This window comes from Janthinobacterium sp. LPB2021202312-11-4 (assembly GCF_037049705.1).
In the GTDB taxonomy this organism is placed as follows: domain Bacteria; phylum Pseudomonadota; class Gammaproteobacteria; order Pseudomonadales; family Pseudomonadaceae; genus Aquipseudomonas.
Genome location: NZ_JBAGKV010000022.1, coordinates 79,226 through 101,897, shown reverse-complemented (window position 1 = coordinate 101,897; position 22,672 = coordinate 79,226). Strand labels below are relative to the sequence as shown.

At 60.9% G+C, this 22,672-nt stretch carries 22 protein-coding genes; 7 read left to right on the top strand and 15 right to left on the bottom strand.

Translation table 11 applies throughout. From position 1 onward, the window contains the following. Window positions 1-32: 32 nt before the first annotated feature. The 3 genes from V5E99_RS22145 to V5E99_RS22135 form a co-directional block, all read right to left on the bottom strand. Window positions 33-839: a helix-turn-helix domain-containing protein gene (locus V5E99_RS22145; protein ID WP_499804382.1), complete on the bottom strand. Its 807-nt coding sequence runs from the start codon at window positions 837-839 to the stop codon at window positions 33-35. Between the two features lie 56 nt (window positions 840-895). Next, complete coding sequence (locus V5E99_RS22140) at window positions 896-1,540, bottom strand: LysE family translocator (RefSeq protein ID WP_499804381.1); 645 nt, start codon at window positions 1,538-1,540, stop codon at window positions 896-898. 115 nt (window positions 1,541-1,655) lie between these two features. Further along, window positions 1,656-2,309 carry a peroxiredoxin gene (locus tag V5E99_RS22135; RefSeq protein ID WP_499804380.1) on the bottom strand — a complete coding sequence of 218 codons (654 nt, stop codon included), beginning with the start codon at window positions 2,307-2,309 and terminating at the stop codon, window positions 1,656-1,658. Window positions 2,310-2,506: 197 nt separating this feature from the next. Here V5E99_RS22135 and V5E99_RS22130 point away from each other — a divergent pair, with 197 nt between their 5' ends. Both V5E99_RS22130 and V5E99_RS22125 read left to right on the top strand, forming a co-directional pair. After that, window positions 2,507-3,280 (top strand): SDR family oxidoreductase, encoded by a 774-nt coding sequence (locus V5E99_RS22130; protein WP_499804379.1) that lies wholly within the window; start codon window positions 2,507-2,509, stop codon window positions 3,278-3,280. A gap of 24 nt (window positions 3,281-3,304) precedes the next feature. Further along, window positions 3,305-4,210, top strand: a complete 906-nt coding sequence (locus tag V5E99_RS22125; protein ID WP_499804378.1) for a LysR family transcriptional regulator — start codon at window positions 3,305-3,307, stop codon at window positions 4,208-4,210. A gap of 8 nt (window positions 4,211-4,218) precedes the next feature. On the opposite strand, the gene V5E99_RS22120 is transcribed toward V5E99_RS22125, so the two are convergent. The 6 genes from V5E99_RS22120 to V5E99_RS22095 all read right to left on the bottom strand — a co-directional run bounded on the left by V5E99_RS22120 (window position 4,219) and on the right by V5E99_RS22095 (window position 9,975). After that, window positions 4,219-5,541: a purine-cytosine permease family protein gene (locus V5E99_RS22120; RefSeq protein WP_499804377.1), complete on the bottom strand. Its 1,323-nt coding sequence runs from the start codon at window positions 5,539-5,541 to the stop codon at window positions 4,219-4,221. Between the two features lie 111 nt (window positions 5,542-5,652). Then, complete coding sequence (locus tag V5E99_RS22115) at window positions 5,653-6,627, bottom strand: 5-oxoprolinase subunit C family protein (protein WP_499804376.1); 975 nt, start codon at window positions 6,625-6,627, stop codon at window positions 5,653-5,655. Continuing rightward, window positions 6,624-7,496 carry a 5-oxoprolinase subunit B family protein gene (locus V5E99_RS22110; protein ID WP_499804375.1) on the bottom strand — a complete coding sequence of 291 codons (873 nt, stop codon included), beginning with the start codon at window positions 7,494-7,496 and terminating at the stop codon, window positions 6,624-6,626. The genes V5E99_RS22115 and V5E99_RS22110 overlap by 4 nt, the downstream gene beginning before the upstream one ends. After that, window positions 7,493-8,866, bottom strand: coding sequence for an acetyl-CoA carboxylase biotin carboxylase subunit (locus tag V5E99_RS22105; protein ID WP_499804374.1), 1,374 nt, complete (start codon window positions 8,864-8,866; stop codon window positions 7,493-7,495). Before V5E99_RS22105 ends, V5E99_RS22110 begins: the two co-directional genes overlap by 4 nt. Window positions 8,867-8,876: 10 nt before the next feature. Then, a complete protein-coding gene (locus V5E99_RS22100; RefSeq protein ID WP_499804373.1) occupies window positions 8,877-9,122 on the bottom strand; it encodes an acetyl-CoA carboxylase in 246 nt (81 codons plus the stop codon). Window positions 9,123-9,216: 94 nt separating this feature from the next. After that, window positions 9,217-9,975 carry a 5-oxoprolinase subunit PxpA gene (locus V5E99_RS22095; protein WP_499804372.1) on the bottom strand — a complete coding sequence of 253 codons (759 nt, stop codon included), beginning with the start codon at window positions 9,973-9,975 and terminating at the stop codon, window positions 9,217-9,219. Between the two features lie 126 nt (window positions 9,976-10,101). Between V5E99_RS22095 and V5E99_RS22090 the strand changes: the two genes are divergently transcribed. The 4 genes from V5E99_RS22090 to tspO all read left to right on the top strand — a co-directional run bounded on the left by V5E99_RS22090 (window position 10,102) and on the right by tspO (window position 14,237). Further along, complete coding sequence (locus V5E99_RS22090; protein WP_499804371.1) at window positions 10,102-11,019, top strand: LysR family transcriptional regulator; 918 nt, start codon at window positions 10,102-10,104, stop codon at window positions 11,017-11,019. A gap of 151 nt (window positions 11,020-11,170) precedes the next feature. Beyond that, a complete protein-coding gene (locus V5E99_RS22085) occupies window positions 11,171-12,547 on the top strand; it encodes a pyridoxal-phosphate dependent enzyme (RefSeq protein ID WP_499804370.1) in 1,377 nt (458 codons plus the stop codon). After that, window positions 12,544-13,722, top strand: coding sequence for a cystathionine gamma-synthase (locus tag V5E99_RS22080; protein ID WP_499804369.1), 1,179 nt, complete (start codon window positions 12,544-12,546; stop codon window positions 13,720-13,722). The genes V5E99_RS22085 and V5E99_RS22080 overlap by 4 nt, the downstream gene beginning before the upstream one ends. 71 nt (window positions 13,723-13,793) lie before the next feature. Continuing rightward, window positions 13,794-14,237, top strand: a complete 444-nt coding sequence (tspO, locus tag V5E99_RS22075; RefSeq protein WP_499804368.1) for a tryptophan-rich sensory protein TspO — start codon at window positions 13,794-13,796, stop codon at window positions 14,235-14,237. Between the two features lie 538 nt (window positions 14,238-14,775). Here tspO and V5E99_RS22070 read toward each other — a convergent pair. From V5E99_RS22070 to V5E99_RS22045, 6 genes are all read right to left on the bottom strand, one after another. Continuing rightward, window positions 14,776-15,144 (bottom strand): antibiotic biosynthesis monooxygenase family protein, encoded by a 369-nt coding sequence (locus tag V5E99_RS22070; protein ID WP_499804367.1) that lies wholly within the window; start codon window positions 15,142-15,144, stop codon window positions 14,776-14,778. Window positions 15,145-15,185: 41 nt separating this feature from the next. Next, a complete protein-coding gene (locus tag V5E99_RS22065; RefSeq protein ID WP_499804366.1) occupies window positions 15,186-16,160 on the bottom strand; it encodes a zinc-dependent alcohol dehydrogenase family protein in 975 nt (324 codons plus the stop codon). 62 nt (window positions 16,161-16,222) lie between these two features. Continuing rightward, window positions 16,223-16,525: an ArsR family transcriptional regulator gene (locus V5E99_RS22060; protein ID WP_133839813.1), complete on the bottom strand. Its 303-nt coding sequence runs from the start codon at window positions 16,523-16,525 to the stop codon at window positions 16,223-16,225. Between the two features lie 100 nt (window positions 16,526-16,625). Then, the gene (locus V5E99_RS22055; protein ID WP_499804365.1) at window positions 16,626-16,817 is read right to left on the bottom strand and encodes a hypothetical protein; all 192 of its coding nucleotides are present in this window, start codon (window positions 16,815-16,817) and stop codon (window positions 16,626-16,628) included. Beyond that, window positions 16,814-17,965, bottom strand: coding sequence for a PepSY-associated TM helix domain-containing protein (locus tag V5E99_RS22050; protein WP_499804364.1), 1,152 nt, complete (start codon window positions 17,963-17,965; stop codon window positions 16,814-16,816). Before V5E99_RS22050 ends, V5E99_RS22055 begins: the two co-directional genes overlap by 4 nt. 78 nt (window positions 17,966-18,043) lie before the next feature. After that, the gene (locus tag V5E99_RS22045) at window positions 18,044-20,146 is read right to left on the bottom strand and encodes a TonB-dependent siderophore receptor (protein WP_499804363.1); all 2,103 of its coding nucleotides are present in this window, start codon (window positions 20,144-20,146) and stop codon (window positions 18,044-18,046) included. 365 nt (window positions 20,147-20,511) lie between these two features. Here V5E99_RS22045 and V5E99_RS22040 point away from each other — a divergent pair, with 365 nt between their 5' ends. Continuing rightward, window positions 20,512-22,638, top strand: a complete 2,127-nt coding sequence (locus tag V5E99_RS22040; RefSeq protein ID WP_499804362.1) for a TonB-dependent receptor family protein — start codon at window positions 20,512-20,514, stop codon at window positions 22,636-22,638. The last annotated feature ends 34 nt before the right edge of the window (window positions 22,639-22,672 follow it).

Below are 22,672 nucleotides of genomic sequence, written 5' to 3'. Positions count from 1 at the left end.
TTTCTGGCTGAGTGGTGGTGTTAACGGGCGCATCAGTGCGAGGGATTGCACCAGCGCGAAGGCGAGAGGCCGAAGGCTTTCTTGAAGTGCCGGGACATGTGGCTCTGATCAAAAAAACCGGCCTCGACCGATGCGTCCGACAACGTTCGCCCGGCGTGGGCGAGTTGCTTGACGCGGTCGAGGCGGCGCAAGGTCAGGTATCGGTGGGGGCTGGTGCCGAAGAACAGCCGAAAGTCATGGGACAGGCTCCAGCGATCCCGCCCGGCACAGTCGGCGAGGTCATCGAGGGTGATCGACCGGTCCAGGTTATCGTCGATGTACTCCCGGGCCCTTGCAGCGGCGGCGAAGTGCGGTGTGGTTTTGGCGAGGGGCTGTTCGGCGAGTTCCGCCAGGGTGGTGACGAGGCGGTAGAGCGCATCATCTTCGGCCAGCGGGTCCAGTTCGGCGTCGAGGGTATTGAGCAACGCATCGGCCGCAGCGGCCAGACGCGGATCGCGGGTCACACTGGCCTTGAAAAACGGCAGCGGCTTGCCCTTCACAATCTGCTGAACCAGGGAGGGCGGCACATACACGCCGCGATAACGCAGGCCCGTTTCAGAACCGGCGCAACCGTCGTGCGGCTCGTCCGGGTGCACGATCATGGTTTCGCCGGGCAGGCACAGTCTGGTTTCGCCCCGGTACTGGAATTGGTGCACGCCACTGAGCGTGCGGCCGATGGCGTAGGTGTCATGTTGATGCGGGTCGAAGGCATGGGCGCCAAAGAATGCTTCGAAGCGCTCGACCTTGGAGGACAACGGCGCATGTCTGACCCAGTCCTTTTCTGTAGAGCGATTCGGCATGTTGGCGCACCGGGGCGATGGCTGATGTGAGGTTTCTGGACCATAACATGCGTTCATCACGGCGTCCTGACGTGCAGATAGAACGCCTGAAACATGAAATAAGCACACACCACCAGCGCAATCCCCATCAGCCGATTGAACGCCGTGAAGTAAGACTCACGGGTAATGCGTCGCCCAAGCACGGCACCGAGCAGCGAATAAACCCCCGGTGCACCGCCGCCGGCAATCGCCAGCAACGCCGAGATCAGCGCGATAGACACGCCGGTGATATGCGCGGCCGGCAGCATGACGCTGGTGATCGGCAGCACCACCATGATGCCCTTGGGGTTGAGGAGCTGAATCAGGAAACCGTTCCAGAACGTCAGCGTCTTTTGCGCAGCGGTCGAGGGTTGAGCACCCTCCCCCGGCACGGCGGTGGTCGCGGTGTAAACCTGATACGCGAGATAGAGCGTATAGAGGCCGCCCACCAGGGAAATGTAGGGCAACGCCGCTTGGGAAATAAGCGCCTCGCCGGTGTAGCCGAAGAGGACGAACAGCAGCAACAACGCACACCCCACCCCGACGAAAAACCCCAGCGAACGACGAAACCGTCCGGTCAACCCGGCATTCAACGCCATGAAATTCACCGGGCCGGGGCTGTACATCACGCTGAAGGCGTAGAGAAAGATTTCCATGATCAACCGATAACAGTGACGAGTCATCGGAGTCTACGCAGGCCGGTCAACCGTTGGATTGTACGTTTGTGGGTGACGCAGGGATGTCGCCGCCAGCGGAGAGGCCCTGCTTGCTGGCGGCGATGGGTGCGTCAACCCAGGCTTACTTCGGCTGCGCCACCGTGCGCAGATAAGGTTTCACCGTACGGAAACCTTCCGGATATTTCTTGCGGGCGTCTTCGTCGGACACCGACGTCGGGATGATCACGTCTTCCCCCGGACGCCAGTTCACCGGAGTGGCGACGGTGTGCTTGGCGTTGAGTTGCAAGGCATCGAGCAAGCGCAGCACTTCATCGAAGTTGCGCCCGGCGCTCATCGGGTAGATCAGCATCGCCTTGACCTTTTTGTCCGGGCCGATGATGAACACCGAGCGCACCGTCGCGTTGTCCACGGCGGTGCGGGCGCCGCCGCTGGCGTTCGGGTGGATCATGTCGTAGAGCTTGGCCACCACCAGGTTTTCGTCGCCAATCATCGGGTAGTTGACCGCGTGTCCCTGGGTCTCTTCGATGTCCTTGGCCCAACTCGCATGGTTGCTCACGGGATCGACGCTGAGCCCGACGATCTTGGTGTTGCGCTTGTCGAATTCCGGCTTGAGCTTTGCCATGTACCCGAGCTCAGTGGTGCACACCGGGGTGAAGTCCTTGGGGTGCGAAAACAGGATCGCCCACTTGTCGCCGATCCACTCGTGAAAATGCAGCGTGCCTTCGGTGCTTTCGACGGTGAAGTCCGGTGCTTCGTCGCCTATGCGGATGGTCATGTTCGTTCTCCTGACTGTGAGTTCGTAGGGGAAACTGTCTGCGTTAAACGGACCAAGTATAGGAGACGCTTAAAGACCCGATGGATACGCCGATGATTGGCCGGGAAACCTGAACAATGCATCCCGCCCGCCGTGGCTTATCTTTGTGCGATCCGCCTCTAGACTGAGCCGTACTTTCATCAGCCTGGAGCAACGTCATGCCGGACCATTCATTAAAAGGAAAAGTGGTGCTGATCGCCGGGGGCGCGAAGAACCTCGGCGGCCTGATCGCCCGTGACCTGGCGCAACACGGCGCCAAAGCCGTGGTGGTGCATTACAACAGCGCCGCCAGCCAGGCCGACGCCGATGCGACCGTGGCGGCCATCCAGGCGCTGGGCGCCGAGGCCGTGGCGTTGCAGGCGGACCTGACCACTGCCGGTGCGGTTGAAAAACTGTTCAGCGACGCCGTGGACGCCGTGGGCCGCCCGGACATCGCGATCAACACCGTGGGCAAAGTGCTGAAAAAACCCATGGCCGAGATCAGCGAAGCCGAGTACGACGAGATGATGGCGGTCAACGCCAAGTCGGCGTTCTTCTTTATCAAGGAGGCTGGCAAGCAGCTCAATGACAATGGCAAGATCTGCTCCATTGTCACGTCACTGCTGGGGGCGTTTACACCGTTCTATGCCGCGTATGCCGGCGGCAAGGCACCGGTCGAGCACTTCACCCGGGCTGCGGCCAAAGAGCTGGGTGAACGGGGAATTTCGGTGACGGCGGTCGGCCCGGGGCCGATGGACACGCCGTTTTTCTACCCGGCCGAAGGCGCCGATGCGGTCAACTACCACAAGACCGCCGCCGCCCTGTCGCCCTACTCCCACACCGGCCTGACCGACATCGGTGACGTGGTGCCGTTTATTCGCCACTTGGTCAGCGACGGTTGGTGGATCACCGGCCAGACGATCCTGATCAACGGCGGCTACACCACCAAGTAAGCAACGAGGAAAACCGCTGCACACATGGACAGAATCGAGCAGTACCGAGTGTTCGTCCATGTGGCGGAACTGGGCAGTTTCATCCAGGCCGCACGGGTGCTGAAACTGCCTCGGGCGACGGTGTCGGCGGCCGTCCAGCAATTGGAAACCAGTGTCGGTACGCGCTTGCTGCACCGCACCACGCGCAAAGTCACCCTGACCACCGACGGCGCGCAGTTACTGGAGCGGGCACGGCAAGTGCTGGCGGATATCGAAGACATCGACCAGTTGTTCCAGAATCACCAGCAGCAGGTCACGGGCCGGCTCGATGCCGATGTGCCGAGCCGCATCGCCCGGCGCCTGATCATCCCGGCGCTACCAGAGTTGCTGCGTCAGTACCCGGGGCTGCAACTGAGCCTGGGTTCGACTGATCGAGCGATTGATCTGGTGCAGGAAGGCGTCGATTGCGTGATCCGTTTCGGCGAACCACACAGCAGCAGTCTGGTGGTCAAACCGTTGGGCAAAGTCATTCTGGTCAATTGCGCGGCCCCGGCGTATCTCGCCGAATGTGGCCAGCCCGAACACCCGGACGATCTGGAAAATGGCCATCTGTGCGTGGGTTATGTGTCGGGGGCCGGCGGCCAGGAATTGCCGTGGGAATGTGTCGTCGATGGCATCGAGCAATCCCGCCAGTTGCCCAGCCAGGTCATCGTCAACAACGCCGAAAGTTACATCGCCAGTTGCCGCGCCGGGCTCGGGTTGATTCAGGTGCCGTTGTTCGATGTCCAACACATGCTGGATGCCGGGGTGCTGGTCGAGGTCATGGCGGCGTATCGCGCGCCGCCCATGACCGTTTCAGTGCTGTACCCGGATCGGCGTCAGCGCTCACGCCGGCTCGGCGTGTTCATCGAGTGGTTCACGGCGCTGATCAAGCCCTGCCTGGCGGATTGATCGGGCTGCTATTGCGCCAACGGCAGCCGCAGGCGATTGCGATGGGATAAACCGGCCTGCAAGGCAAACGCCAGCACCACCGTCGCGGGGGCGGAAAAACTGCTCAGCCCGGCGCCGGAAAACATCAGCGCCAGCCCCAACGCCGTGGCGCCGAACCACGCGGTCAAACCCACCGGGTTGAACGCGGCCACTTTATCCAGCGCCGCCACGTCGCTGCGACCATAGAGAATCTGCGCCAACGCCACGCCGACCCACGCCACCACGAAGATCCCCTGATAGGCCAGCGCCTTGAGGAGGTAGGCAAACACGTCCGCAAGCATCAAGCCATAGACGATCACCCCCACCGCCACTGCCCACATCAGGTACGAACCACGCATCCCGAAACGGCCAAAGAACGCCTGCATGTTCAGGGTCGCCAGGTAATAGTTGGCGGTGTTGATCCGGGTTTGCGTGGCCCAGACAAACAGCAACCCCCACAAGCCCATCAACTGCAAAATCGCCATCACCACCGAGACTTCATTCAGCGCGCCTTCGTGGGGAATGCTGCTGACCAGGTAAATGCCCGCCGCGCCGTTGAGCAGGAACGTCACCGCGTAGAACGGCATGCCGAAGTTCCAGCGACCGTGGTACTCGGCGTCTTCAGGCTTGCCGAAACGCGCATAGTCGAAGGTGAACAGCATCAACACCCACACGCCCATGTAGGCGACAAAACAATCCCACCAGCCAAACGCGCTGGGGGTGGCCGGGCCGAAATCCAGCCATTGCGGCTGGTAGCCATAACGACTGATCGACAGCCCCACCGCCACCAGCAAACCGCCGAGGTAGACCGGCAGCAACACGCCGTTGAGCTTGTCGAGCCAGTGCTGCACGCTGCCCAGGATCATCGGCACGCTGTAGAGCACCACCGCCAACGCGGCCAGCGGATAGACCAGCTCCGGGTACAGGTGATTGAGCGCCACGGCGATCACCGAACCTTCGAACACCGCGTAATAGATCGCGGTCGAGAAGAAAATCAACGTCGCCAGGCACGCACCGGTGCTGCCGAACAACAGCCGCGAAAACAACGCCACCGACAAGCCGCTGCGAATCGCAAAGCGGCTGAGCACGCTGTTGACCACGCCGTAACTGATCACCGACAGGACCATGCCGATCAGCGCATTGCGCGCACCGAATGACAACGCCAATGAAGCGCCAACCACGATGTAAAACATCGCACTGCACACCGCCCACCAGGCCATGGTCAGGGACAGTCGGCCCATGCGCGCTTCGGTAGGGACGGGATGATGCGCCGGGTCTTGCCCGGTTTGACTCGATTGCGATAAAGCAGCCATATGCGTGAACTCCAGAACCAGTCAAAGGTTGAAGCGCGGGCAGCCGTCACCGCACCGAAGTGCGGCGTTGGCTCGCCGTTTGGCAGGGCCCGCACTGGACGGCGGGCAGAATCAGGAAGGGAACAGCTTGCTCAAGCAGCTGAGTTTTTTCTTATAGGAACGTCGCGCTTCCAGCGCCTCTTCGAGGGTCACCGCGACAAAGCGGGCCTTCTGGTTGGGTTGCATCTGGCCGATCAAATCGAGGTCGGCGCTGATCACCGTGCCAATCATCGCGTAGCCGCCACCGGACACCGCGTCACGGTGCAGCACGATGGGTTCGAGCCCGGCCGGCACCTGGATCGAGCCGATCGGGTAGCAACTGTCGACGATGTTCGACGGATCGGAACCGGCGCCGAACGGTTGCTCCCGGGGCTGAAAGCTCAGCGCGCTGCCGCCCTTGAAGCGATAGCCGATGCGGTCGGCTTCCGAACCGACGGTCCACGGCTCGGCAAAGAAACTGCGAGCCGCCGATTCGCTCAAACGGTGGTAGTACAAACCGGGCACCACTCGCAGGGTGATTTCGCCGCCCAGCGACTGCCGCAGCGCCATGGGCAAACTGGCCCCGGCGCGGCTCTTTCCGCTGGCGATGCCGACCGGCAGTTCATCGCCGGCGATCAGCCGTCGCCCCTGAAAACCACCGAGCGCACCCAGCGCATAGGTGGAGCGACTGCCGAGCACCACCGGCACATCAATGCCCCCGGCCACCGCCACATAGGCGCGGGCCCCGGCCTTGGGGAAATCAAAGCGCAGCACTTGCCCGGCCTTCACCGTGAACGCCGTGTCGTGGTGCATTTCCACGCCATCGACCCGTGGCGTCATGTGCGCACCGCTGACCGCTACCAGCGCATCCTGCTGAAATTCCAGTTCTGGCCCGAGCAGCGTGCATTCCAGCACCGCCGCGCCGGCCGGGTTGCCGACCAGTTGATTCGCCGCGCTCAAGGCGTATTGATCGAGCGCGCCGGACGGCGGGATGCCCAAGTGGTAATACCCTTCGCGGCCCAGGTCCTGCACGGAAGTGGCGAGGCCGGGTTTGAGGACCTTGATCATGCCAACACCTCCTGCAACGACTTGGGATAGCCAACGGGGTCGGCCAGGAATGCGTCGAGGGAAAACTCCACCGGACGAATCCGCAGATCAAAGCGCCCCGCTTCCACTTCGGCCACGGCGTGGTCGTAAGCCTCGCGGTCCATCGGTTTGAACTGCACGATGTCCCCCGGACGGAAAAACACCATGTGCTCTTTGAGGTACGCGAGGTTCTGTTGCGGGTCGTAGATCGGCGCGGGGGTGACGCCAAACATCTGATATCCACCCGCACCGCGTACCGAGTAAATGCAGCCAAAACAGCCGCCGTGACCGAGGGTCAGTTTTGGCGTGTCGGTGCGCGGTCGCAGGTACTTGGGGACTTGCAACTGCCGCTCGCGCTCAACCATTTGGAACATGAACGGCAACCCGGCGACAAAGCCGACCATCGAGACAAACCACGGCGCGCCACTGTGGGCGGCGATGAACGCCTCGACATCGGCCAGACCGTTGATGCGTGCGGCGTACTCCAGGTCCGTGGCGCTCGGGTCTTGATGGCGGTCGCGAAAGCGCATCAGGGTTTCGTGGGTCCAGGGGTCGTTGTAGAGCACTGGAATCTCGATGATCCGCGTCTGCAACGTGCGCTCGGCAACGGCCCCGGCCTCGGCGATTTTCACCGCTTCGAGCAAAGTGTGAGGGGCGATGCGATCCGGGTCGAAACGAATCTGAAATGACGCATTGGCCAAACAGATATCGAGCACGCCATCCAGCGCCAGCCGCTCTACCGCGCGGGTGACGGCCAGGCCTTTGAAGAACGCGTCCAGGGACATGCTGTCGCTGACTTCGGCAAACAAATGCTCGTCGGCGCCAAAGCTGTAGCGGATGGGCGTACTCATGCTTCACCTCCGCTGCGGCGCTCGGCCAGCCAGGTTTCCAGGGTGCCGGTGTGGAAGTCGGCGCTGTGCAGCCACGGTTGTTCCAGCAATTCGCCGTGCAACGCCAGGGTGTTGGCCATGCCGGTGAGCGTGGTGCCCGCCACCGCGATTCGCGCACGGGCCAGGGCTTGGGCACGATCCGCACCGTGAACAATCAACTTGGCCAGCAGCGAGTCATAGTACGGCGGCACGCGGTAGCCTTGATACAGATGCGTGTCGACGCGAACGCCCTCGCCCTGCGGCCAGATCAGTTCTTCGACCAGACCTGGACTCGGGAAGAAATCCCGCGCCGGGTCTTCGGCGTTCAGGCGCATTTGCAGGGCGGCACCGTTGAGTCGGATGTCGCTTTGCTTGAAGCCCAGCGGCTCGCCGCCGGCAATGCGTAGCATGGCCTGGACCAGATCGATGCCGGTGATCCATTCGCTGACTGGGTGCTCCACCTGAATCCGCGTGTTCATTTCGATAAAAAAGAACTCGCCCGTCGCGTCGTCGTACAGGTATTCCAGGGTGCCGGCGCCCTTGTAACCCAGGGATTCGGTCAGGCGCACGGCACTGGCGCAGAGGGTTTCCCGTTGCAGTTGGCTGAGGACTGGCGACGGCGCTTCTTCGAAGATTTTCTGCCGGCGCCGTTGCAGCGAGCACTCGCGCTCAAACAAATGCACCGCGTGCTGACCGTCCCCCAACACCTGCACTTCAATATGCCGGGCCTTGCTGATAAACCGCTCCAGGTACACCGCGCCATTGCCGAACGCCGCTTGGGCTTCGCGTTGGGAACGGGGAAATTCTTCGCGCAGTTGCTCGGGGTTTTCCGCCAGCCGAATACCGCGCCCGCCGCCACCGGCCGAGGCTTTGATCAACAACGGGAAACCCACGGATTCGGCAGCCTTGAGCGCCGACTCGACGTCGAACAGTTCACCCGGCGAACCCGGCACCACCGGCACGCCAGCGGCTTGCGCCGTGCGCCGCGCCTCGGCTTTATCGCCCATGCGCCGGATCGTCTGCGCGCTCGGGCCAACGAATATGGCGCCGGCCGCCACCACGGCTTCGGCAAAATCGGCGTTCTCCGAAAGGAAGCCATAACCGGGATGCACGGCGTTGGCGCCGGTGGCTTTCAAGGCACCGAGCAAGGCCTCGACGTTCAGGTAACTTTTGTCGGCGCGGGCCGGGCCGAGGATATGCACCTCATCAGCCATGCGCGCAGCCTGGGAGTCAACGTCCGCCTCGCTGCACGCGGCAACGGTGGGAATCCCCAGTGCCTGGGCGGCGCGGATAATCCGCACGGCGATCTCGCCCCGGTTGGCGACCAGCAGTTTATGAATGGCTTGGGTCATGATCGCGCCCTCACTCGTCGTCGAGTGTTGCGACGACTTGACCCGGCTCCACCGGATCACCGTCTTCTACCAAAAAGGCACTGAGGCGACCGGCCGTCCCGGCGGTCAGTTCGGAAAACTGCTTCATGATCTCGATCAGGCCAATCACCGTGTCGGCGCTGACCTGCGCGCCGACCTCGACGAAGTTCGCCGATTCCGGGGTGGCTTTGCGGTAGAAGGTCCCCGGCAAAGGGGTGATGACAGTATGTTCGGCCATGTCTGTTCCTCTTGGAATAGTTGTAGAAAGGCAGGCAAAAATGAATCGGTGTGCAAAACCCTGGCGTCTGTGTGCCAGGTGTTTTCGTGGAGTCTCAGCGCGGTGCACGCACCTCTATTTCCGCGCCATCGAGTGCCTGGCGTGTGGCTTCGACCAACGCCAGGGCGCCCGGTGTGTCGCTGTGCAAACAGATGGAGTCGAATTCGATCTTCAAGTCTTCGCCCTCGACGGTGCGCACCACGCCCTGCTGACAGGCACGCAACACTCGCGCAGCGACGTGGGCAGGGTCGTAGGCACGCACGTTGCGGGTGAAGACGATGGAGCCGCTGAGGTCGTATTCGCGGTCGGCGTAGAACTCGCGGACCACCGGTTGACCGAGTTCTGTGGCGACCCGCCAGATCACCGAATCGGGCATGCAATACAGCAGCAACTCAGGCTCCAGGCGTTGCAGGTTTTCCACCAGCAAACGGGCGGCCTCTTCGTCTCGGGCCAAGTGCATGTAGAGCGCGCCGTGGGGCTTGATGTGTTGCAGGGCCACGCCTTGAACCCGGGCGAGTTCACGCAGGGCGCCCAACTGATAGAGCATGTCGTCGACCAGTTCCTGGGCCGGGGCATTGATGTGTCGACGGCCGAAACCGACCAGGTCGCGAAACCCCGGATGCGCGCCGATGGCCACGCCCAAACGCTTGGCCTGCTCGACGGTGCGACGCATGGTGCTGGGGTCGCCGGCATGAAAACCGGTGGCAATGTTGGCCGAACTGATGAAGCCCATCAGCTCATTGTCGACGCCATCGCCGATGGTCCAGGGGCCGAAGCCTTCGCCCATGTCCGAGTTGAAATCTACTGCTTGCATGACGCTTGCTCCCGACGCTTGTGACTTCATGCAGGCCAAGTTAGATTCCCTCCACCCCCCTTGGGAAGATCTATTATCAGATGGGTTATCTTCTGAAAAACAGATACCTCGTCACCCGGAGTGCTCATGTCCCTGACCCTGCGCCAAGTCCGCTATTTCGTCGCCACCGCCGAGATCGGGCAAATCTCTCAAGCCGCGATTCATTTGAATATTTCCCAGTCGGCGGTGACCACGGCGATCAAGGAACTGGAAAGCATCCTCGGCACACTGTTGTTCCAGCGCTCGGCCCAAGGCATGAGCCTGACCGATGCCGGGCGGCACTTTCTGAATCGGGCCTATGTGATTTTGCGCAGCGTCGACGACGCGTTGAACAGCCCATTGCCGGACATCCGCGCCAGCGGCGTATTGCGCTTGGCCGCGAGCTATACGGTGATCGGTTACTTCCTGCCACACCATTTGCAGCGGCTGGAACACTGGCATCCGGACGTGGCCATCGAAGTCCACGAACAGGAGCGCCAAGCCATTGAACAAGGCCTGCTGGAATGTCGCTTTGACATGGCCGTGGTGCTCACCGCCAACCTCACGCACCCGGACATCGTTTCGGAAATTCTCTTCAACTCCGAACGGCGGTTGTGGCTGCCCAGCCACCATCCCCTGTGCGAACGTTCAGCGGTCAGCCTTGCCGACGTTGCGAAAGAACCCTACATCCTGCTGACCGTCGACGAAGCCGAACAAAGCGCCATGCGTTACTGGGAACATGCGCACCAACAGCCCAACGTGCGGGTGCGCACCAGTTCCGTCGAAGCGGTGCGCAGCATGGTCGCCAATGGCAGCGGCGTGGCGATTCTCTCGGACCTGGTGCACCGCCCCTGGTCGCTGGAAGGCAAGCGCATTGAAACCCTGACCATCACCGACAAAGTGACACCGATGAGCGTCGGCCTGGCGTGGCACCGCGAGCGGGAATTCAGCCCGGCGATGCAGGCGTTCCGCAATTATTTCCACGATGCTTTTTTAGCGCCGCAGCAGTTGTCGGCGCGCCGCTGAACGGGGACGGATAGACGACCGACTGGCGACGAATGGTTGCGGATGGGGCGAACCCGGCCTATGGTCCAAACGAGGTTCTGCCGGCGACTGGCGTGCGAAAAATCGTGGCCCGTTGCCGACCATCCAGTGCATACCCACAGGAGGTGAACACATGCCGAACAACTCCCGCCCCGCCGTGCTCGAACTGATCGGCAATACGCCGCTGGTCCGCGTCAGCCGCTTCGATACCGGCCCGTGCACGCTATTCCTCAAGCTCGAATCCCAGAACCCCGGCGGCTCGATCAAGGACCGCATCGGCCTGGCCATGATCGACGCCGCCGAACGCGATGGGCGCCTGAAGCCCGGCGGTACGATCGTCGAAGCCACCGCCGGCAATACTGGCCTGGGCCTGGCGCTGGTCGGTCGCGCCAAGGGTTATCGGGTGGTGTTGGTGGTGCCGGACAAGATGTCCACCGAGAAGGTCCTGCACCTCAAAGCCATGGGCGCCGAGGTGCACATCACCCGCTCCGATGTCGGCAAGGGCCATCCCGAGTATTACCAGGACGTCGCGGCGAGATTGGCCAAGGAAATTCCCGATGCGTTCTTCGCCGATCAATTCAACAACCCGGCCAACCCACTGGCCCACGAATGCAGCACCGCGCCGGAGATCTGGGCCCAGACGCAACATGATCTGGATGCCATCGTCGTCGGCGTCGGTTCCGCCGGCACCCTGACCGGGCTGACCCGTTTCTTCAAACGCGTACAGCCAGACCTGGAAATGATCCTCGCCGATCCGGTCGGTTCGGTGATGGCTGAATACAGCCGCAGCGGCACCCTCGGCACACCCGGCTCGTGGGCGGTGGAAGGCATCGGCGAAGACTTTATTCCGTCGATTGCCGACCTCTCCAGCGTGCGCCACGCCTACTCGATCAGCGACGAAGAAAGCTTCGACCATGCCCGCCAATTGCTGCGCGCCGAAGGCATTCTCGGTGGCTCGTCCACCGGCACCTTGCTCGCGGCGGCGCTGCGTTATTGCCGCGAACAAACCGAGCCGAAACGGGTGGTCACGTTCGTCTGCGACACCGGCACCCGTTACCTGTCGAAGGTCTATAACGACCAGTGGATGAACGATCAGGGCTTGCTGAAATACAAACGCTACGGCGACCTGCGCGACCTGATCGCCCGGCGTTTCGAGGATGGCCGGGTGATCAGCGTCGGCCCGGACGACACCTTGCTCACGGCCTTCCAGCGCATGCGCCTGGCGGACGTGTCACAACTGCCGGTGCTGGTGGACGGGCAGGCACTGGTGGGCGTGATTGATGAGTCGGATATCTTGCTCGGCATGCAGGAAGACGCCTCGCATTTTCGCCTGACGGTGGCCAGCGCCATGACCGACAAACTGCAAACCCTGGCGCCCGGCGCCAGCCTGGCTGAACTGCAAGCCGAACTCGACCGCGGACTGGTCGCCATCATTGCCGACGCCTCGGGCTTCCATGGCCTGATTACCCGCGTCGACCTGCTTAACCACTTACGGAGATCCCTTACATGAGTCAGCACGATGACAGCGGCGCGCGCCACGGCTTCGCCACCCGCGTGATCCACGCCGGGCAAACGCCGGACCCTTCCACTGGCGCACTGATGCCGCCGATCTACGCCAACTCCACCTACTTGCAGCAAAGCCCCGGCGTGCACAAAGGCCTCGATTACGGCCGCTCGCACAATCCGACGCGTTTTGCTCTGGAACGCTGCGTCGCGGACCTGGAGGGCGGCACCCAGGCCTTCGCGTTTGCCTCGGGGCTGGCGGCGATTTCCACGGTGCTCGAACTGCTCGACACCGGTTCGCACATTGTCTCCGGCAACGACTTGTACGGCGGCACCTTCCGCTTGTTCGACAAAGTGCGCCAACGCAGCGCCGGGCATCGCTTCAGCTACGCCGACCTGACTGACCTCGCGGCATTCAAAGCCGCGTTGCAAGACGACACGCGGATGGTCTGGGTCGAGACGCCAAGCAACCCGTTGCTGAGCCTCACCGACCTCACCGCCATCGCCGACCTGTGCCGCGACCGGGGCATCATCTGCGTCGCCGACAACACCTTCGCCAGTCCCTGGATTCAGCGTCCGCTGGAACTAGGCTTCGACATCGTCGTGCACTCGACCACCAAGTACTTGAACGGGCACTCCGACGTGATCGGCGGCATCGCCATCGTCGGGCAAAACCCGGCACTGGCCGAACGCCTGGGCTTCCTGCAAAACTCGGTCGGCGCCATCTCCGGCCCGTTCGACGCCTTCCTCACCCTGCGCGGTGTGAAAACCCTGGCCCTGCGCATGGAGCGCCACTGCAGCAATGCCCTGGAACTGGCGCAATGGCTCGAGCGCCAGCCGCAAGTGGCCCGCGTGTACTACCCCGGCCTGCCCTCTCACCCGCAACACGAATTGGCACGCCGGCAGATGCGCGGCTTCGGCGGGATGATCGCGGTTGACCTGAACACCGACCTGGCCGGCGCCAAGCGCTTTCTGGAGAACGTGCAAATCTTTGCGTTGGCTGAGAGTTTGGGCGGTGTGGAGAGCTTGATCGAGCACCCGGCGATCATGACCCACGCCAGCATTCCGGCTGAAATCCGTGCGCAACTGGGGATTGGCGATGGGCTGGTGCGGTTGTCGGTGGGGGTTGAGGATCTGGAAGATCTGCGAGCGGACTTGGCCCAGGCCTTGGCGCTGATTTGACGGATGGGTTGCAAGCCGCCGGTTGAGACTGGCGGCACTTACCTCGGAAAACAGGACTCGGCCAGGGACAGATGATGACCTTTTTGATTTTTCTTTTAGCCTGTGCGGCTGCGGCGAGTACCGGGATGATGTTTAAACCGGGCCCGTGGTACGAAGCCCTGAACAAACCCGGTTTCACGCCACCCAATTGGCTGTTCCCGGTGGCCTGGACCACGATTTACCTGCTGCTCGCCTGGGCCGGATACCGCTTGACCCTGATACCCGGCAGCCAAATGGTGCTCGCGTTATGGGCCGCGCAGATCGCCTTGAATACGCTTTGGACACCGGTGTTCTTCGGCGCACACCGACTCTTCGCTGCGATGCTGATCCTTACCCTGCTCTGGCTGGTTGTCGCGGCGATGGTGGTCATGGCATTGCGTCTTGACGTCATCACCGGTCTTATCCTGTTTCCGTATCTGATGTGGCTGTGTGTCGCGGCGGCGTTGAATTTTTCGATCTTGCGTCACAACCGGTAAACCAGAGGCAGAAGACCGTTTTGCGGCTCCTTAAACGGAACATCAGCCTACATAGAAATTGTCAGGACAACGCCTTGAAAGCTCGATGCCCTATCTGTGGTTATATTGCAGAAAACCTGGCGCCAACCCATAAGTGCCCTCAATGCGCCAATTTCTCCCACGATTGGCTGATTTATGATTGGGAAAGCTTTGCTTCAATAAAACGCAGACATGCCAGATACAACCTCTTAATCATTGGAATAACTCTAATTAATTTACTCGCGGCGACCACCTTAAAATCAACAAATGCGTCCCAGTGGTTGTTCAGCTTGTTACTGATACCAGCAGTGATCAGTTTGTTTTATTGTCGAAAGAAACTTAGAGGGAAATCCGAATATCAAGGGCATAGAGGCAGGGATATCTTTCCTTGGTTTATCGGTTTCGGAGGGTTCTAAAGCTGCTGTCTACGAAATCGCTAGCTCTGCCTCGCGATGCAATGAATCCATCACTACACATCAACGCACAACCAGCCTGCATATTTCCGACAACGGCCATTGCTTTAAAACCACAAACCTCTTGAGGCGCCCGCATTACCCAGGCTAACGGTGCTGTTCGATTCATCATGTCCGCCAGCAGAAAAAGCGGCCCCTTCAATATGGTAGACACTCGGTTCTTCCGAAAAATATTCCTCCAGGCCCATCATGAACATCCGGTGATCTTCACTTTGTTCGAAGCCCGGCGTGTGATCCTCAAGTGAAGTCCAGCGCACTATCAGGTTGAATTGCCCGGGGGTTTCAATCCCTTGCGCGAGCAAGTGGCCGCCGTAACCCTTGGCGCGGGTAAGCAAAGGCGTGACCTCGGCAAATGCACGTCGGAACATTTCAATGCGTTCTTTGTGGACGGGCAGCAAAGCAATCTCATAAATCATGGCGTTCCTCTGACAGGACTTAAACGGTTAAAAGTACGCTCTTACGAGATGAGCGATGGCTCGACTGCAATTACGATTTTTCCTTGAATGCCGTTGTTCGGACTTTCCAGCCGGGCATGCGCGAGCGCCATGTCGGCAAGCGAATAGACAGCGCCAACGTGTGGCCGCAGCTGACCACGCGCTACCAATGCGCTCAGCTCATCAAGCTTGCCGCGGTTCTGTCGGGTGAAAACGAAGTGATAACTCGCGTTCTTGCCCCAGGCTTGAACGACGTTTTGCGGCTGTGCAATGTCCACAATCGTGACCACGCGGCCCAGTTGTGCGAGCACATCCGGGCTGCGCGACAGCGTGTTGCCGCCGATGGTGTCGAACACGACATCGACTCCGCGGCCACCGGTTTCCCGGAGGATGGCGTCAACGTAATCCTCCTTTTCGTAGTCGATGACCACATCGGCCCCCAAACTTCGTGCGAACTCGGCGTTTACCTCACGCACGGTCGTGTACACCCTTGCACCCACGGCTTTTGCCAGCTGGATCGCCACATGACCCACTCCCCCCGCGCCGCCGTGTATGAGGATGCTTTCCCCTACTCTGAGCGCTGCACGCACGACCAGTGCTTCCCAGGCCGTCCCGCCCACCAGGGTCAGACTTGCCGCCTCAAGATGGCTCAGCGACGGCGGCTTCTTCCCGATAATGCTTTGGGCCGCAACGTGGTACTCGGCATAACTTCCTGGCCCGTCAAATATTTGCGGGGTGTACCAGACTTCGTCTCCCGGAACGAAGGTCGTCACACCCGGGCCGACTTCTTCGACAACACCCGATACGTCGTGTCCGGTGATGGCCGGCAGTTGCACCAGGTCGGGATAATCGCCACGTCGAACCTGATAATCCAAGGGGTTGATGGAGGTTGCGTGTACCCGCACCAGGACTTGTCCCGCATGGGGTACTGGCTTGGGCACGTCGCAGAGCTCGAACGATTCCGGGCCGCCAAATGATTTAAGCATCATCGCTTTCATTAGAAATACTCGTATCGACAAAAAGGGATATCGAGATATATCGATATCATGCAGTAAAAAAATTACAGATCTTTCCCTATGATCTCGGCGAGCGCACTGATGGTTGCTTCATTGCGCTTGTAGTAGGTCCACTGGCCGATGCGCCTGACTTCGACCAAGCCCACTCGCTGCAGAGTCGCAAGATAGCCAGACACCGTTGACTGCGACAGCCCGATACCTTCTTGAATACTACTGACGCAGACCCCCACCGTGAGAACGTCACCTTCATCTTGCGCAGGGAAGTTCTTTGCGGGGTCCTTCAAGCCTTTCAAGATCTCAAGGCGTGTCGGGTTTGAGAGGGCTTTGAATATTTCAAGTAATTCCATGCGCGGAGAATATCGAGATTTATCGATATGTCAATACAAGAGTTACTGAGGACCTATCGACCCATCGCCGTATCAGTTCCATTTGCCAGATGGCGTGTGATCACGAACGCACCCGACTGGCGTGACGCATCCGTAGCCAAACCAGCCCAAGCAGCCCCAACGGCACACCCAGGCTAAGCCATGACAGCCAGTCATAGACGCCATCGCCGATCAGTGCCGACAGCAAGCCAAACAGGCTTAAAACCGCCAACAACAGCGGCCAGCGGAAGATCATCCAGAGTCCGCGTCTCATGCCCCGCCCTCCGCGCCCAGGCCATTGGTATTCAGTTCGGCCAGGCGTTTTTTCAGCGGTATCTTGCGGCGCAGCAGCCAGAGGTAGAGGCCGCTGCCCAAGACGATGATGCTGATGAGATCGAGCAGTGCCCAGATGATTTTCAGCGGCAAGCCGCCATAGTCACCAAAATGCAGCGGTTGCGAGACCAGCAAGGTTTTCACGTACAGCGGCATTTCGCGCATATCAGTCAGTTCGCCGGTACTCGCGTCCACCAGGGCTGGCTTGAGCAGTCGTGCGGTGAGCGGCGTGGTTCCGCGCATGAATACCGCGTAATGATGCTGGCTGCTGAACTGAGTACCGGGAAAAGCGATGAAACTCGGTTCCATGTCGGGCGCCGCCTTGCGGGCGGTTTCCAGTGCTTTTTGCAGCGACCCGAGTTGCTCCAGCGGCGGCGCATCCTTGTAGGGCGACGTCATTTCTGCCAACTGGTCGCTCTGCCACAGGCCAAAAATGGGCAGCGCAAGGGTGTTGATCACGCCCGTGACGCCCACCACCAACACCCAGGCCAGTGTGACGATGCCGAGCACGTTATGCAGGTCCAGCCATTTCAAACGTAAGCTACGTCCGCTCCGTACGGTGGCGAAGTCGAGTTTGCGCATGAATGGCGTGTACACCACCACCCCGGACACCAGCGAGGCGACCAGCAACAAGCCCATAAAACCGAGGAATAGATAGCCGGGCAGCCCCATGAACAAATCGGTATGCAATCGCAACATCAGGTTCATGAACCCATTGTCCGGCGGCTCCGACGGGAATAAATCGCCGGTGCGTGTATCGAACGGCTGAGTATGGCCTTCATCCGGTGGCGGCATCAGGCTCGTTGCCGTGTACACCGCGCCTAGCGGGCCCTCCGGGTCGAAACCGACAAAACGCACGACCTCACCCGGTCGCGCCATCAATGCACCGGCCATGACCTTGTCGTAGTCGATTCGCGGCGCGTCGGCAGTCAGCGGACGCAGCTCCGGGTGCGGTTCGAAGTAGTGCTCGATCTCTTCATGAAAGATCAGTGGCAACCCCGTCAGGCACAGCAACAACAAGAAGACCGTAGCGATCAGGCTCGTCCATTTGTGGACCAGGAACCAGATACGCAAGGTGTGGGCAGTCATGTGGGGTTGTTTTCCATAAAGATCCACGCTCGCCGAAAGTGTTGTGCGAGGGCTCGATCACCGAGCCCTCAGGCGCTATCAGTATTTCCAGGTCACCGAAGCCACCAGGTTGCGTGGCGCACCGTAGCTGGCGGTAGTGGCGCTGTTGTAAAGCGATAGCAGGTATTTGCGGTCGGTGACGTTGTTCAGATTCAGCGACGTGCTCCAGTTGCTGTCGATGTCATAGCTGGTCATGAAGTCGAGCAAGGCGTAGGCATTTTGCCGGATCGCGCCGTTCGTATCGTTTTCCACCGCGCTCTGCCAACTGACCCGCGTACCAACTTTGGCTTGAGGCAAGCTTGGCAAACGATAGGTGAGCATGCCGCGCACGCTGTGGGCCGGCACATATTTGCGCGCCTTGTCGCCGTCGTCGTTGTCGATGCGTACGTAGGTGTAGCCGCCGAGCAGGTCAAGACCAGGCAGTGCTTCGCCGGAGGCTTGCAGTTCTACGCCGTGGCTCTTGTAGTCCATGGGGTCATAGACAAACCGGCCATCGACAAAGCCGGCAGATTCGGCGACGTTTTGCTGTTCGGTCTTGAAGGCGGCAGCCGTGAGGTTGAGGCGATTATCCAGCAGGCTGCCCTTCACACCGACTTCCATGCTCTTGCCTTCAAGTGGCGCGAGCAATTTGCCGTCGGTGCCCAGGTTGTACTGCGCGCTGTAGATTTTCGTCCAGCTGCCATACACGCTCCACTGCTTATCCAGGTCGTAGACCAGACCTGTGTAGGGCGTCACTTTGCCGTGGGCGCGAGTGTAGTAGTCGGAACCGTAGCTGTCGCCGGAACCGTCCAGGCTGATCATCCGCGCGCCGGCGATCCAGTGCAGGTCATCGGCCAGACTGAAACGGGCGCCGGCGTACAGGCTCTTCTGGGTATCGCTGAAGTTCTGGGTGTTGCTGTCGCTGGTGAACAGGAAGGACGGACGAGCCAGGTTCCCCGCCAGCACCTCCGAGAACGATGCGTCGTAGTAGCCTGTTTCAGCTGCGTCGTATTCCCGGGCCTTCTGGTGGGTGCGGCCATAGGCGGCGCCGAAGGTCAGTTCATGATCGCGGCCGAACAGGCTGAACGGGCCGGAGACTTTGGCTTCTCCCAGCAATTGATGAGCTTCGCTGGTGGTGTTGGCGGCGAACACCGAGGCGTCATCACCGCTGACCCCGGCGACATACAGCATGTTGGTGTCCTGTTTTTCGCTAATGCCGGTGGCCGTGACGGTAGCGTTCCAGCCGTTGCCGAAATCATGCTTGAGTTCAGCGAAAGTGCGCTGGGTGCGCAGGTTCCAATAGGTCCATGGCTGGCCGATGCTGGAGCTGCGGCTGCCGTAATGGATGGCGTTGCCGTCGTTATCTACCAGCGGCAAGTTACCCCAGGTACTGCCGTTGGAATTGCTGTCGTGCTGAGAGAAACCCACGGTCACGGTGTCGGCATCGGACACATCGAACGCCAACAGGCCAGCGGCGACGTTGCGCTCGTGGCTGTAGCGATCCATCCACGAATTGCCCTTGTCGTGGGAATAGATGAAACGGCCCCGCACATTCCCGGTGGAGGTCAACGGACCGGCAACATCCACATCCACACGACGACCGTCCCAGGAGCTGACGCTGGTGTCGATTTGCGCCTGGAAGGTCTCGGTCGGCCGCTTGCGCACGAAGTTGACCGTGGCCGACGGATTGCCGGCGCCGCTCATCAAACCGTTGGCGCCGTGCAAGATGTCAATCTGTTCGAACTCGGCCAGATCCTGGTCACCCACTAGCACGGTGCCCACGAACGGCATGCCCACGCCGTCGTATTCAAAGGTGTTGATATCGAAACCGCGCGAGGTGAATTCGGTGCGGTCGGTCTCGGTTTGCTCCACGGTCACCGAAGGTGCTGAGCGCAGCGCCTCCTTGATGCCCGTGATCTTGAAGTCGTCGAGTGCTTGCCGGGTAATGGTGGTGACCGCCTGCGGGGTTTCCTTGTCCGTCAGCCCCAGACGGGTTGTGCTGGAGACCGGGCTGCCTTGGTAACCCTCGCTTTGAACGTCAGCGCGCCCGCCGCTTGCTTCGATCTGGGTTGCCGGCAAAACCAGATCATCAGCGGCGTGGACCAGGGGCATGGCGCTGCAAGCACCGGCAAGCAACAGGCTAGCGGGGAGACGATGTTTCAAGGAGATATTCCTACGGCTGAATAATCGAGAAGGCAGTCATTTTTTGAGAACGCTATTGATAATCTAACTCAATAACAACCCAGTCCTCGACAAAATTTTCACATTTTGAAATATTTACTGTCTGACTGGTCGATCTGATGGCCCACTATCAGGTCACTGAAAACCTCTCCGCCAATAGCCCGCCCTTCGCAACTGGCAACGAGCGACCGGTAGTGGATCATCAGGCTTGAACGCTTTACCCACGGGACGTCCACGCTGCGGTGCCGCTCTCCCCGCGCAAAAAAATCAAAATCGCCATGTGTTCCACTCGTCCTTTCATACGTCCAGTCTTCACTTCCCCGTTCCCGCCTGTTGGAGTTTTCCCGATGCCGTCGCCCAAATCCCTGCCCACTGCCTTGCTGGGGCTGGCCCTTGCCTGTCCGGCCATGGCCGAGACACAAGGCCTGGAATTGGGGCAGGTGTTGATTCAGGCGCAGGAGCGCAGTGGCGAAGACGCCTCCGTCGAGGACGCCAAGGCCCGGCTCGCCCAAGTGCCTGGCGGCACCAATGTGGTCGATATGCGTCGCCCGTTGCAGGGCCGCGTGGCGAGCAATCAGGATGTGCTGGCTTATCAACCGGGGGTGTATGCCCAGTCTTCGGGCAACGAAGGGGTGAAGATTTCGATTCGCGGATCGGGCATCAACCGGGCGCCGGGGGCTCATGCCTCAGGGCTGTACACGATGCTCGACGGCCTGCCGCTGACCGGTCCGGGCGGCACGCCTTATGAGTTGCTGGAACCGCTGTGGCTCGACCATGTGGAAGTGCTGCGCGGCGCCAACGGTTTTGACAGGGGCTCGCTGGCCTTGGGCGGCGCCATCGATTACGTCAGCCACACCGGTTACAACGCCCCGCTGTTGCAGGTGCGCTATGGCACGGGCAGCCACGGTTATCAGCAACGCCAAGTCAGTTCCGGGCAAGTGCTGGGGGACTTCGATTACTACGTGTCGATGACGGACGCGCGCTCCGATGGCTATCAGGATCACACCGCCAGCGAGAGCCAGGGCGTGATCGCCAACTTCGGTTATCGCTTCAATCCCAACCTGGAAACCCGCTTCTATCTGCGCTATCGCCAGACCGACAACGACCTCGCCGGCCGCGTGACCAAACACTCCATTGAGCACGATCCACGGGCGGCCAACCCCGCCTACGTGGCGCGGGATGACCGTCGCGAGCAGCCGGGCAGCACCTTCATCGGCAACAAGACCACCTACTACATCGACGACGATTCGAGCATCGAGACCGGTCTTGCCTATCACGACTATCCGATGGATCTGCGCGAAGGCCCGAACCGTTTGAAGGTGGCGTACACGGATGTCAGCGGCACGTTCGACTACAAACGTCGCGACACGCTTTGGGGCCTGGAAAGCCATAGCACGCTGGGCCTGCGCACGACCAAACACCTGCCCAACGACGGCGCCAGCGAGTTGGTGCGCATCCCCACTGGCAACACCGCCGGCTACGCGCCGGGCACGCACATTCGTAATTTCACTTATCAGGGTTCGGACAGCGTCCTGCATGTGGGCAACGACCTGGAGATCGCTGACGACCTGTGGCTGACCACCGGCCTCGCCGCCATCTACACCCGACGTGAAAGCGCCGTCACCTACCCGCAAGGTGGTGGCAAGACCAGCCTCGGCGACTGGGACTACGCGCCCCGCCTGGGCCTGCGCTACCAAGTGACGCCGGACGTGCAGGTGTTCGGAAATCTCAGCCGCTCGGTCGAAGCGCCACATCCCTGGTCGCTGATCTACAGCTCCAACATTCGATTCCCGGCCGGCAGCGGTCCTGCGACTGGCGCCCAGCGTGATCCGATCAAACTGCAAAACCAGACCGCGACCACTCTGGAAATCGGTGGTCGCGGCGACAGCGCGATGGGGCAATGGAGCCTGGCCTGGTACTACGCGCAGGTTCGCCATGAATTGCTCTCGGTGCTGCCCGACGCCAACGCCATCACGCCCTACGAACTCAACGCCAGCCCCACCGTGCACCAGGGCGTGGAAGCGAGCCTGCGCAGCAACCTGTGGTCAGCGGGCGATGGCGGCCAGTTGAGCCTGCGCCAGAGCTACACCTTCAGTGACTTCCACTACCGCGACGACGACCGTTTCGGCGATAACCGCCTGCCCGGCCTGCCGATGCACTACTACCAGGGCGAACTGCGCTACGACTGGCCCATGGGCGTCTTCGCCGCGTTCAATACGCAACTGGTGTCCAAAGTCGCGGTGGATTACGCCAACAGCTACGAGGCCGATCCTTACGCGCTATTCGGCGCGACACTGGGCTATAACGCGCCCAAAGGCGACTGGCAAACCTGGCTGGACCTGCGCAACCTGACCAACAAACACTACGCCGCCACCGTCACGCCGGGCTACGACGACAAAGGGCTGGACGCGGCACGGTCCACACCGGGTGAGGGTTTGGGGGTGTATGTCGGGGTTTCGTGGAGTGTGCTTTGAGGCTGGCAGACTCTTAGAGCTTTCTAACGGCGCG